Genomic DNA, 13,072 nt, shown 5'->3' with positions numbered 1-13,072 from the left:
CCTTGACAGCCAATTTGTTCCATTCTACATTTTTTTTAATAAATTAATTAGGTATGCAAATACCTAATTAAAGAGGTGATTATGTGATGAACGTTAGGGATGCCGAAATGAATAAATTGACTTCGACCTGCCTTGATGAGTTAAGGGGGCTTTACACTAGCGAACAATCTAATCTTATTTTATTGGTAGCATCATCAATCTACTATTTAAATAAACTTGAACCAAGCATCGAGAATAATGTACAATGGGGCCGCATTTTTCAAGAGAGTTCGAGTATAGAATGGTTAGATAACAGAATGAAACAACTGGAGCAGGAAAATGAACAACTTCAGGGCATTTTCACGGGTCTTGTCTCTTCATTCCTTCATTTTTCGAATAACTCAACTTATCGAGCATTGGAAAATGTAATGAAAAAGTTGTACCATTTTCAATTCGTGAATCATGATGAAATGGTGCGATTTATTAACTTGTTGGCTTTTAACTTTGGCGGGGATGAGAGGATTCATGAAACGCCGGCATCGATAACCAATTTGTCCCTCGGGCTAATCCGTCTTGAAAGCACCCAGTCATTTGCCGATTTTTGTTCCGGAATTTCAAGTGTTTATCTAGAAAGTTATTACCGTTTGAAAACTTTGGGAAAGAACAAACTTATATCCTACTATGGTGAAGAGATAAACGTAACTTCCTATTTAATTTCTAAGTTGTTGATGATTGTAAACCGAATCCCTAATTTCGAGATTGTTAATAAAGATGTATTAGACTCCGCAAGCCAAAGTCGCACGTTTGATTTTATTTTCTCAGATGCTCCTTTTGGCGCTGCCTGGAATCCGGAGAAGGCGAGGAACGACCCGAGGTACGAACATGGCATTCCCCCGAAATCGTCGGCAGATTGGGCTTTTTATCAGAATGTATTGTACCATCTGAATTCTAACGGTAAAGCCATTGTTCTCGGCACAAAGGGAACGTTGGTAAGAAGCACTGAAGCTTACATTAGAAAATCAATCATTGAGAAGGATCTAATCGAAGCCGTCATCACATTGCCGGAAAATCTTTACTCCAAAACCGGCATCAGTACAGAGCTGATCGTTTTCAATAAGAAGAAACCTGAATCTAGACTTGGCCAAATATTGTTTATAGATGCTGGGGGCTATTCTTGTAGAATCAACCGAAATCAACATGCGATTACTGAGGAAGGTCTTTCCAAAATCATCGAATCTTACTGGAACGGCATGGAAGAGGAGCGGTTTTGTAGGCTAATAGACATAGAAAAAATCAAGTCCTATAACTTCAGCCTTAATACAAAAGAATATTTAGAATTTGATATTTTGAAGAATTCATTCCAGCATACCGTAAAACTTGGTGAAATCGCAGAAATCAGACGGGGGGTTCAGCTATCGAAAGAAGAACATGAAGATCTTTCGATGTCCGCGACCCATTACTTTCTTAACGTCAAGGATATAGAAAATGGGAGAATCAATTATGATGAGAATTCGAGAATCACTTACAAAAAGCAAGATTGGCTAGACAAATTCGCCATTCGACCAATGGATATTTTGATCACCTCCAAAGGCTCGGTAGTCAAGTTCGCCATAGTGGAAAGTCCGTTCTGCGATGCATTTGCAAGCGGCAATCTATCAATTATTCGAGTCAATCCAAGTCGATACAACGTTTATGTTTTGTATGAATTTTTACAGAGTGATACAGGACGCAGAATGATAGACGCTCTACAGACAGGAACAACAATTAAACTGATTAACCCGTCCAAGTTAGAGCAGCTTGAAATTCCGTCATTTTCGAATGAGTTCATGAATGAAGTAGGAGAGAAGCTGAAGCAGAATAAACAAGAATTCGAAGAATCGATCATCGAAGCAGAGAAAAACTTTGTCACACAAAAGACGGTGTTGCTTGGACGGCTGGGGATTTATCATACAGATTAAAGGAGGACAAGTAGTGGAGAAAAATTACGATTTACGTTATCTTGCTGTAGCGCGATTAGACTTGGTAGACATTGTTCAGTATATTAGCGAACAACTCCATGCACCAGAAGCTGCAATACATCTTGTTGATAAGTTTGACAGCGCAATTTCTAGTTTGCAACAATTTCCTTTCTCGGGGCGCCGTTATAAAAGTACGGGTGGGCTCAAGGAGGATTATCGAATTCTTGTTGTTGAAAATTACCTTGTGTTTTATGTTGTTATGGACAAGTTTGTAGAAATTCGACGCATTATTTATAGTAAACGAGATTACGAAAAACTGTTTTGATTGGATCAACCTATGTTGACTCTGCCTACCCCACACATGTGGAGTGTTGTTCACTACTAATTTGGAACGGAACGAACGAATGAGAAGCTAATGTGGGATTGCCCTCTCTTTAATGAGAGGGTATTTTTTTGTATAAAAACAGGAGCGGGTGCTAGATACCATAGGACTCTAGGGGGGAGTTTACATCTAAAAAGTCTCACTGAAAGTAATAATGGGCGGTAACACATCTTCTCAGCGACCAGACGTAAAAATACATACGAGACGAAAGTGAAGCACCAACATATCCTCTCCTGGATGATGTCCAGCTTTCCGCCGAAGGGCAGAAAGAAACCGCCTGGCATAATCAATTGATTTTCGAGGGATTCTTTTCATGTATCTAAAGGAAAAGGTAATATTCTTAAGACAATTTTTAAAAGAATAATAAGAGTTTATTATGAACTAACTGAAAACAAATATGGTAAAGTGAATGGGAACAAGTCCATGAAAGGAGGCGCGTTGAAGTTATTTCTTTTTGTTCTTTTATATGAAGTTGACTTTGCAATCTTTATGTAGAAGACGACGATAAAGACTCTGAGTCTATTTAAATGATAATACATGAGGTGTGGAAGTGAAGAAGCTAATATTGTTATTACTTGTGTTGGTTTTTATTTGGGGATGCAGTACAGGGAACGGAACGAATTCGCAGGGCGGCCAAGGAACAGAGAAGCCTGCTGCTTCGGATAATGCGACAATTAAAGAGAAAGATCCAAAACTTTTACCGGAAGGCAAAAACGCACATGTTGTTGTTATCGGTACGGAGATTGAAGGCATGTATTTGGCAAGAGCGGCTAAAGATGAAGGACTGTCTGTCCTTGTACTTGATCCGCGTGAAAAGCCGGGCGGTCAATTGATACAGGGAGAAATGCTGTTTCTGGATGAGCCTACGGATGATGCACAGAAAACAATGACGCAAGGACGCATTAAAAAATTATTTGATCGTTTTAAAAACGGAGAAATTCGCAATATTGAGCATTTTACTACCTATTTTAATGAAGTGATGGATGGTATTCCGTTGGAATCGGGCATTACGATTGTGGATGTGAAGAAAGAAACAGATGATAAGAACGGTCGCACGAAGGTGAGCGGTCTGACTTACAAAACAGCAGCTGGTGAAGAGAAGACAGTAACGGCGGATTATTTTGTGGAAAACACTGACTTTACTGCTTTGACTCATTTACTAGGCGGCAAACGTCTTCCAGGAGTTGAAACGATTTTTAATGCTTCAGATGTTGATTATATGGCAAGCTCTATCATGATGAAATTTAAAGGCGTAGACTGGAATAAGTTCAAGAGTGAAGTTATGGCACTAGGAAAAGAAGAACGCTTTGAGAAATATGGAGGGGAAACGACTGTAACCGATACATTTACTTGGGGATTTGGCAATGTGGGCCAAGAGTATGAGTCTACACGAGACGATATTTTCTTGCGTGGTCTGAATGCATTGAACCAACTGAATGGTGAGGTACTGATCAATGCCTTGCTTATCTATGATGTTGTTCCATCTGACAATGAGCGTATTGCAGAAGCCGTTAAACTAGGTCAGGAAGAGACTGATCTAATTGTTGACCATTTGCGTGACATGCTTCCAGGCTGGGAAAACGCCGAAGTAAACGGCTACCCTGATTATTTGTATATTCGTGATTTTGACCGTTATGAAACCGATTATATTCTGCAAGCTACGGATGTAATGGGCGGCGAAATGTTCTGGGATAACGTGAGCATTGCGAGTTATCCGCTCGATAATCAAGGGATAAAGAGCAGCCCTTGGGGCGTAGGGTTAGGAAATCCGGATAAATACGGTATGCCGCTGCGTTCATTTATTTTGAAAGATTATGCGAACGTTATTGTTGCTGGTAAAAACGTAGGTGCTACAGCAGCAGCTTACGGAAGTGCTCGTATTCAAGCGAATACTTCACTTGCTGGAGAAGTAATCGGCATTATTCTTGCCCAAATCGACGGTGAGAAGCAATTGGTGGAGCTTAATGAAGAGGATATGAAGAAAATGCATGCTTACTTGAAAAAAGAGTACAAAATTAATGTGAGCAGCGTAAAAGCTAAAAATAAAATTGCCGACTATACGGATGCTGAACGCGAGCAACTGAATTCCGGCAAGCAAGTAACGAAGAAATAATAAGGGTCAATCCATCCTGCCTTTAGAGAGCTTTAGAAGCTCTCTTTTTTTTGTTAAGTATACATATTCGGTCCACGGGGAGTGAGTCTAATATTATAGTGGAGACGCAGAGAACGTCATTGAAGCTGTTGAAAGGAACTACCGCCGAAGTTTGATTGCTGCTCTGGGCAATTGGGCTAATACGGGCGGCAGATTTCTATGATATGGATTTTTCATTAGCTTTGTAATGTTCAGTATTTTCAAATGCCATAGTAAGACGTGGTAAAGGTATGCCTGACTTTTTTGCTTCTTTCACAACTTCAAGTACCGCAAAACCTGCTTTACTATTGTTGTATTCCATGAAAAGTCGTGGTAAGCTGCCCTTTGCAAAAATGACCTTGTTAAAAAGCGCGCCGAGAAGTGCTGGTGGAATCTTAGTCAACAGTAGAGAGATCATATCCATCTTTGCGCCTCTTGCTTTAAGTACAGGGACAATTTCCCTCATATTCTTGCCAACATTTGCGAATGAGTCGCTATGATTCATGAGTGCTGGAAAACTTCCCCGTCTCAACACCTCGGTTTCCATAGCCGCATTCATGGCAAAGTGATTCCATAGCCAGTTTTGCATATCCTTTACCCAACTAATTTTAAAATGGGCGCTTTCAAATAGTTCTTTGACCTTGTTGTTAATATGTTCAGTGCCTGCCCGTGGTTTTTCCAGAAATAGCATTTTCAAAAAGCCACCTCTAAGCCTATTGTCCGCGATGCCGCCTCCTGCTCCAGGAAACCCAAAGACAACATTGTTCATAGACAATGGTGAGATCGATGATTTCAAATCTTGCCAAACGTTATTGAATAGTAGGACAGGGGTGGTTCCGGCAACAGTTGATAGTAATTGTGCTGCTTCTGGAAGTTGTTCCGTGTTGACACTCACAATAATGAGATCATAATTCGGGCTCAGCTCCTCATGCAGTTTGACGTTCCAGCTTTCTTTTATTAGCTGTTTCCCTCTTCGCACGTCCCACATTTCAAGCTCTATGTTGCTTCCGAAGGTTTCTTTTCTCCCTTTTCTAACGTAAAACTCAACTGTATGCCCTGCCTTTTCAAAAGCCCAAGCATATTGGGTCGATATTACACCTCTGCCGAAGAATAAAATTCTCATATTAGCCTCCTAAAAATATAGGTTAATCATTGTTGATAATCAAACAACGTGTTGTATGATGTTATTGTATAGATTCACTCTACGGTCATCAACCATCAGATTTTTAATATCTGTCGTATAATCGATTGAACAGGAAAATGGAGGCCAATAATGAATAAGCAACCTGAAATTACGGACAAAACAAGGCAAACATTTATAAATGTATTCTGTGATTTATATAGCCAAAAACCAATTGAAAAAATATCGATTCAAGAGATTGCTAATAAATCAGGATATAATCGCAGTACATTTTATCAATACTTTACGGATATCTATGAGTTGTTGGACTACGTTGAAGAGCGTGTCATGAAATCCATTAACGAGGAAATGGCAAGCAGAGAGTTTTCTACACATACTTTCCAAGATGCACTTCAATGCTTGGAAAATGCAGAGGAGATTTCAGTCCTTAAAGCCCTCTTGGGCGACTATGGTTCTGTTCATTTTGTTGAACGCCTGAAAAGAGAAATTCCCTTTGAGAGATTGATTGTGGACTTCCCAACAAATAATGTCTTGGCACCATACATCATTGAATTTTACATATCAACATTAATATCTATGTTTCGCCTTTGGATACGCAACGGCAAAGATCTATCGTCGGAAGAATTGGTCAAGTTGATAGATAGCCTATTTGCAAATGGGATAACACCGTATCATATCTTTGGCACGGTCAATCCGCGGCGCCCTGATTCGAATAAAAAGTAAGGGGACGAGGAGAAGCACAGGCGGTTCGGTGCCTGTGGATAGTGAAGCTTATGAAGCAGGCGAGACAGTCAACGTTAAAAGACGTTGGGTAACTATCAACCCAGCGTCATTTTCTTTGCACCTCGGTTAAGCTTTCTTTAGAGGTGGTTGATGTTAAGCTGCTCGGGGAACGAGTTCGACAGCGTAGCTTAAATTTGGCTTTGGAGGAATTCTTTGTTCTTTGGACTCGATTGTGAGAGAAGACGGCTTTTTGATAAGTCATTGGTGTTTCAGCATTTGGAGTATTTGAAGTACAGCGGCGATTATTATTGGACCTGGCGTTTATCGCGGGTTATTGGCTCGTTTTAATACGGCTGTAGATTGACCGAAATGTCACTACAGTCGTTATTTTATTTTTGGGGAGCGTAACTCACATTCCGCGCCCTCTGATACGGCATTTTGAATTTTAAAGGATATTGCAAAAACCATGTCGAATAGAAAAGATGTTGTTCTGGACAAACACCATCGTAAATTAGCATCGAATACATCATCCTAACACGGGGAGCATTCCGGATATGAACGCCAATAATCAGTTAATTTTCACGCAAGAACGCTTTCTTACCGCCAACTTACTTCTTCCGATGCTCTATCACGCAGGTTGGGAGATCCGGGACGGGCAGTGGAGTTATCCGCAACGTGAAATGAGAAGCGGATTATTTCAGGCCCGTTACGTCTCTGAGCTCGCATGTTACGTCCGAACAATTCCTTATCATTGGCTGATGATGGTCCTTCAGGGCGAAGTCGTCGTCACCTGCAGCGATTTTCGAACGACGATCGGAGAGAATGCGGTCGTGCACTTCCAGCCCCATCAACCGCATCATATCAGCGCCGATCAGCCCGCCAACTACATCTGGATTCATTACAAAATGCTGCTCCCCTCGCAGGAGGAGCCGTTGCTGCCGTTGTATCCCGATGAGCAAGTAGCGCGATACGGCAGAGAAACGGTTTTCCAGGAAGCCGTAGTCGATCTTCCTTCAATAATTGTACCCAGAAATCCGAATTTGGTTCGCAAGCTGTTTACGACGACAGTCGAGGAATTCATGCTCGAGCCTCCTGGATTTATGTTGTCCTCCAAAGCCAACTTCCAATGCCTGCTGACCGCGTTGTTCCGCGAAGCGACAGACCGGAGCAGTCCTGCGATCGTGTCCGACCCTGCGATCCAAAGAGCTCTGGACCACATCCATCAGCATTATGATACCAAAATGACCATATCGAGCCTCGCGGCCCTCGTAAACTTAAGCCAGAATTACTTCATTTCGCGATTCGGCAAAATCGTCGGAATCAGTCCGAACGAATATATCCTCCGCTTCCGTATCCGGCATGCGAAGATGCTGCTGCGCGACACGGACATGAGGCTGACAGAAATCGCCGCGTGCGTCGGCTTCGAAAGCCTTTCCTACTTCAGCCGAATGTTTCGGAAACTGGAGGGCATACCCCCAAGCGAGTATAAGTCGTACAAATTGCGGACCGATGTCCATCATTCGGAGTGATGAAATCGGTTTGTCGATACCCGGCCGAATATCGTAGTATTGTGCAAACAATAACGAGAATAGGAGAAGATTGGACGATATTAACCTCCTATAATGAGAGATGAAAGCGTTTTATCTATCAATGCAACTCATCATTAGGAGGGGTTTAATGAAACAGGCGATTCGAACATTCATTCTGTCGGCCCTAATTTTTACGTTCGCTGCTCTCGTCCGTCCCGAGTATGGCTCGGCGCAAGCGACTGCGGAGTGGAACTGGCAGACGAACGGCAATTACGAAGGGTGGACGCCCGGCAACGATATCGCGAGTTCTTCCGTCACCGACGGTATGCTGCAAGTAACGCTCGGCGGCGCGGATTCGCAGTTAACAAGTCCTGCGGTGTCCATAAACGCGACCGATAACAAGTTACTTGTGCTGCAATACCGAAACGGCACGGGAAACGGAACGGCGCAGCTGTATTGGAAAACGACCGGACACGGTTACTCGGAAGCCTATAGCCTGCCGATCACCGTTCAGACGGACAACGAGTGGCATGAGCTTCGCGTGCAGCTTCCCGCGTCGTGGACGGGAACGGTTACCGAACTCCGCTTCGATCCGAGTCAGGGAAGCAGCGGCACGTTCGAAATCGATTATATGCGCATTCTTAATACAACGGCGGACCGCTACAATCTGGCCAACGGTTATGTAAAGCTTTCCGGAATTTACGGAGTAATCGATCTCGTTCAGTTCGATCCGACCGGTACGGGGAGCTACGGTGAGAACCTGCTTGCGGGCAACTTATATTTGACGGCGAGCAGCGGAACGAACACCCTGCCGGGGTTGGGTACCGCGGTTACCTCCACGCTTTCCGGAAACACGCTGACGCTGAGCAATATTACGTTCGGGGCGTACGGCACGTTGAACGTGACCGGCAACTGGGTGATCGAATTGGACGGCAACAAGTGGAGCAACACGTTCACGATTACGTCCAATGCGAACAACATTCCCCTTCACAATATCGGATATATTATGCCGATGCAATGGTACGATCCCGGCTTTGACGTGACGGTGCGCAACCGCGTGCCGTTCGACTACATGATCGGGGGAGATAACCAGTACCATTCCAGCTATGTCTACAAGCGCGGCGCGGAAAGAACGTACAGCCCCGCGTTCGAGTTGCGGCAAAGTCCGCTTTATATTCACGGAGCGAATGGCCATGATTACGATTTGCGTATCGAATACAATCAGCCGACCGTGGAAGTGGCCGTCGGGATCGATTCGATGACCTTCCCGTTTTTTGCGGCGGAAGGGACAGGCTCTCCTTATTTCAAACCGTACGTGCTGAATACGGGCGAAACATTGGTTCGCGAGTTGAACTTCACGGTCGAGCCGAACAACGATTGGCTTCCAGCTGGTTTTCCTGTGTTCGAAGGCACTGACGCCGCGATGACGAGCGCGCTCACCGAGATGTTTTACGAGCGCAATTACGAGCGGCATATCGGCAGCGGCCCGACCTGGCGGGAGTGGATGGGTACGATTCGTGACTGGTTGCAAGACGAAGCATGGCGAACGGGCGAGAAGTACTCGATGCTCGTCCAGCGGCAAGACCCGGACGGTTATCCCTGGACTTGGGACAACTCAAAGGGTTGGCCGTTCCCCGGTGACGGCAGCGACACGCTGCATCATATCGATACGCCCGCCAACTTTATTCTAGGCGGTTACCGTTACTATGTCGCGACAGGAGATCGGGAACTGCTATCCACTCAGATCGATCGGATGCGCGCGGCCCTGGCTTATATGCTGGACTATTACAATCCTACGAAAAAGCTTTTCATCATTACCCAGTCCGATCATGAAGGCATTAGCGTAACGGAGAACGGGAGCGATTATTGGGACATCCTGCCGCACGGGCATATCGACGCATACAGCAACATGCACGGCTATGCGGCCTTAACGGCCATGGCCGAACTGGAACAACTGGTCGGAAATACCGCCAGGGCCGCAGAGCTGAACGGCTATGCGAACGACTTGAAGGCGGCGTACGACACGACCTTCTGGCGGACGAACCACTACATTCAGACGATCGACGTGAACGGAGTAGAGCATGACTACGGCCCAATCTATCTGAACGTTGCCGCGTTCTATTACGGATTGGGAGACAGTGCCAAAGCGACGACCTTCTTCAATTGGGCGGAGACGGTGACGACCTCCTCCGGAGAGGCGGACGTGTTCAGCAAGTTCGTATTCGCTCCCCGCGCGACCGTTACGTCCAACCCGAGCAAAGCGCAAGGCGGGTGGTGGGTATCGGCGTGGGATAATTACGGAGCTTACGGAGACCAAATTCAGGACGGCGGCGCGGCGCTGTACACCACGTTCTACGAAATCGCCAGCCGCGCGCAATACTTGGGCGCCAACAATGCCTACGGCCGTTTCTCCGATATCATCGACCGTTATGCGCTGGACCATCTCAGCGGTGGCAAAACGCTGTATAACGGCGAAACGGTGCAGCACACTTATGCCGGCAGCGTCGGCACTTGGGGAGAATTCCCGGAAAGCGCCCTTGTCCCCGTCGCGCTGCTTCGCGGATTCATGGGCATCAAGATGGACAAAGACGGCTTGCAGATTAAGCCAAATATGCCGTCAACCGGATTAACGCAAGCCGGCGTAACGAATTTCCGTTATTGGGATATGAACCTGAAGCTCACGGTTTCCAATTCGTCTGTGCGCCTTCAGGTGCTGGAGAACGAAAGCCCGTATACGGACTGGGAAGTCAACGGAACGGCGGTGAGCGGGCTGTTCGACATCACCGTTAGCCTCAGTCCCGGGCAGAGCGTGACATTGACTCGGGAAGCGGGATTGGGCGTTAATCTCGAAACTATCGAGTATGATACGATGGTGGGCTGGGCTTCGGGAGACTATTACCCGGTCAGCATTAATGGACGCGGTATCGGGGGGCATAACGGTGACGACGATTCCGTCCGGTATAAATGGCCTCTTCTGAAGGGCAAGAACGTCATTACCGTCAAAGCAGTGAACGCTCCCGGCTCGACCGGCGGATTCCTTGCCGACTTCACGTTGCCGGACGGACGCAAGATTGTATCCGACGCTAGCTGGAAAATCAGGAGTGAACGAGAGGATCGTTACGACGGCCTGGCCTTGGCGGACGGCAATTGGACGCAAGCGACCAGCCAAGGGGCGTATAGTTCGTCAACTCGCGGACCCGTCGTCAACTTCCCGGGCGGATCTGATGCCCACTGGATATGGGATAGCACCGGACAAGCGCCATGGCTGCTGCTTCGCAAGACGTTCAACTGGGATGAATACTGGAGCTTTAACTATGACGGCGACGAACAGGAATGGGGGGGATTCACGCACCTCCTTGACCGGAAGGTGGTCGGAGGTACGTTTAACGCGGAGATTAGCGGCAACGATCCGAGCATGACCCAATCGATTAACGTCGATGCGGCCAAAAAGAAGCGGTTCGTCGTGCGCATGAAGAACGGTACGGCCAGCACGACCGCGCAACTGTATTGGGCGACCGTACTATCCGGCATGGATGAGAGCAAGCGCGTCGATTTTACGATCGTTGCCAATGACCCGAATTATACGACGTACGAGGTCGATCTGACCGGCCATCCCGAATGGCGCGGCACGATTACGGCTTTGCGGTTCGACCCGGCGACGAACGCGACGGGGACGACCAGCATCGATTGGATCGAACTGAAGTCGCTGGACGGCGACTTCGACGTGGCCGATCGCGTCGGAATCTCGGCGTCTTCCGCTTACAGCAGCGGGTGGGAAGCTAGTCAAGCGATCGACGACGATATAGCAACGGTATGGTCCAGTACTGCGCATACCGTGAATGCGACCGAGTGGATTCAGCTTGATCTGGGCAAAGCCCATACGATCGAGCGAGTGCGGTTGAAGCCGCGGCCGGGCGGCAGCGGATTTCCGGTGGATTTCAAAATTCAAACGAGCATGGACGGCGCAAACTGGACGGACGTTCCGGGTCAAGCCTTTACCGGTTATTCGAACCCGGGCAGCAGCTTGGAGACGTTCGCGTTCAGCTCGCCCGTGACGGCTAAGCATGTGCGTATTTACGCAACACAGCTCGGTCAAGACGACAATAACAATTACGTGTTTCAACTGAGTGAGCTTTGGGCGGACGACAAAAAGATTTCCGGTTCCCCGTCGTGATTCGGCCGTAAACCGAAAGTCGGCGGTAATCCGTGAAGAACGAAAACAAAATGGAGGTGCAGATGATCGTCTGCACCGCCGCTTTTGTTAGGCCGGGAGATGAATGAAGTTGGAGAAGCTGCATGTTCAACATCATAGTTTAATGTTGCCTATCATCTATCACGTCGGTTACGAGGATCGGGAGGAGGAGTGGGAGTACCCGGAGGCCGTACACCAAGGGAAGGTACTTAACGTGCAATACGACTTTTCCCGCACTCACTACGTGCGTTCGCTTCCCTTTCATCTTATCGTGATGGTTCTCAAAGGCAGCGTAACGTATCATATCGGCGACGAATCTTATCTCGCGGAAGAAAACAGGGTGATCCATATTCCTGCGCATACGCCCCATCATATCTCCGCGACCGGCGTGCCGCTTAGATATATTTGGATTCATTATCAGCTGCTGGTGCCGGAGCAGTCGATCCCGATCATGCCTCTGTCGCCCGGAGACGAAATCTCCGTTTTCAAAGGCGCGGTATCGTTCAAAGAGGCGCTTCCCGAGCTGCCGATTCTGATGAAGCCCCGCAATTACTACACGATCAAAAGTCTGATGAAGTCGATCTTGGAGGAAGTGTGGGCCGAGAAAACCGGCTGGCTGCTGGCTTCGCGGTCTTATTTTCAATCGATGATCACGCACCTGTACAGAGAAGTGACGGTAGAGGAAGAACGGACAGGTACCGGAATTGCCGATCCCCATATCGCGGTCATTATTGAACATATTCATAGCTCGTTTGCCTCCAAGCTGACAGTAGAGGGACTTGCCTTGAAAGCCAACCTGAGCTTGAACTATTTTATCTCGAATTTCAAGAAATGCACGGGCTTTACGCCCGGAGAATATGTCGCCAGAGTTCGTATTCAATATGCGAAAAAATTAATTCGGGAGGGCATTAAAACCGTCTCCGAAATTTCCGATATGGCCGGATTCGAAAGCGTGTCGTATTTCAGCAGGGTGTTCAAAAAAATAGAAGGTCTTACGCCGGGCGAGTTCAAACATACCGAAGTATAAGGAAAGTGAT

At 46.7% G+C, this 13,072-nt stretch carries 8 protein-coding genes; 7 read left to right on the top strand and 1 reads right to left on the bottom strand.

The window, feature by feature from the left end; genetic code table 11:
• Positions 1 to 86: 86 nt before the first annotated feature.
• The 3 genes from B1748_RS15980 (at position 87) to B1748_RS15970 (ending at position 4,432) form a co-directional block, all read left to right on the top strand.
• Positions 87 to 1,937 carry an N-6 DNA methylase gene (locus B1748_RS15980; RefSeq protein WP_087568931.1) on the top strand — a complete coding sequence of 617 codons (1,851 nt, stop codon included), beginning with the start codon at positions 87 to 89 and terminating at the stop codon, positions 1,935 to 1,937.
• Positions 1,938 to 1,950: 13 nt separating this feature from the next.
• Entirely contained in the window at positions 1,951 to 2,262 is a 312-nt protein-coding gene (locus tag B1748_RS15975) for a type II toxin-antitoxin system RelE/ParE family toxin (protein ID WP_087568930.1), read from the top strand.
• Between the two features lie 607 nt (positions 2,263 to 2,869).
• Entirely contained in the window at positions 2,870 to 4,432 is a 1,563-nt protein-coding gene (locus tag B1748_RS15970; RefSeq protein ID WP_256975708.1) for an FAD-dependent oxidoreductase, read from the top strand.
• Between the two features lie 196 nt (positions 4,433 to 4,628).
• On the opposite strand, the gene B1748_RS15965 is transcribed toward B1748_RS15970, so the two are convergent.
• The gene (locus tag B1748_RS15965) at positions 4,629 to 5,573 is read right to left on the bottom strand and encodes a ketopantoate reductase family protein (RefSeq protein WP_087568929.1); all 945 of its coding nucleotides are present in this window, start codon (positions 5,571 to 5,573) and stop codon (positions 4,629 to 4,631) included.
• 150 nt (positions 5,574 to 5,723) lie between these two features.
• On the opposite strand from B1748_RS15965, the gene B1748_RS15960 reads away from it, so the two are divergent.
• The 4 genes from B1748_RS15960 (at position 5,724) to B1748_RS15945 (ending at position 13,062) form a co-directional block, all read left to right on the top strand.
• On the top strand, positions 5,724 to 6,314 hold the full coding sequence (locus tag B1748_RS15960) for a TetR/AcrR family transcriptional regulator (RefSeq protein ID WP_087568928.1): 591 nt from the start codon (positions 5,724 to 5,726) through the stop codon (positions 6,312 to 6,314).
• Between the two features lie 554 nt (positions 6,315 to 6,868).
• Positions 6,869 to 7,843: an AraC family transcriptional regulator gene (locus B1748_RS15955; protein ID WP_087568927.1), complete on the top strand. Its 975-nt coding sequence runs from the start codon at positions 6,869 to 6,871 to the stop codon at positions 7,841 to 7,843.
• Positions 7,844 to 7,991: 148 nt separating this feature from the next.
• Entirely contained in the window at positions 7,992 to 12,017 is a 4,026-nt protein-coding gene (locus tag B1748_RS15950) for a discoidin domain-containing protein (protein ID WP_179215613.1), read from the top strand.
• A gap of 109 nt (positions 12,018 to 12,126) precedes the next feature.
• Positions 12,127 to 13,062, top strand: coding sequence for a helix-turn-helix transcriptional regulator (locus tag B1748_RS15945; protein ID WP_179215612.1), 936 nt, complete (start codon positions 12,127 to 12,129; stop codon positions 13,060 to 13,062).
• Positions 13,063 to 13,072 lie beyond the last annotated feature (10 nt).

Origin of the sequence: Paenibacillus sp. MY03 (assembly GCF_002165585.1) — a bacterium.
Classification (GTDB): Bacteria; Bacillota; Bacilli; order Paenibacillales; family Paenibacillaceae; genus Pristimantibacillus; species Pristimantibacillus agaridevorans.
The sequence above is the reverse complement of the archived record's forward strand: the minus strand, read 5'-3'. Positions and strand labels throughout refer to the sequence as shown.

What these genes read in the sequence shown, in the direction of transcription:
- B1748_RS15980 (WP_087568931.1), top strand. Translation starts at nt 87, where the DNA reads ATGAACGTTAGGGATGCCGAAATGAATAAATTGACTTCGACCTGCCTT.
- B1748_RS15965 (WP_087568929.1), bottom strand. Translation starts at nt 5,573, where the DNA reads ATGAGAATTTTATTCTTCGGCAGAGGTGTAATATCGACCCAATATGCT.
- B1748_RS15960 (WP_087568928.1), top strand. Translation starts at nt 5,724, where the DNA reads ATGAATAAGCAACCTGAAATTACGGACAAAACAAGGCAAACATTTATA.
- B1748_RS15955 (WP_087568927.1), top strand. Translation starts at nt 6,869, where the DNA reads ATGAACGCCAATAATCAGTTAATTTTCACGCAAGAACGCTTTCTTACC.
- B1748_RS15950 (WP_179215613.1), top strand. Translation starts at nt 7,992, where the DNA reads ATGAAACAGGCGATTCGAACATTCATTCTGTCGGCCCTAATTTTTACG.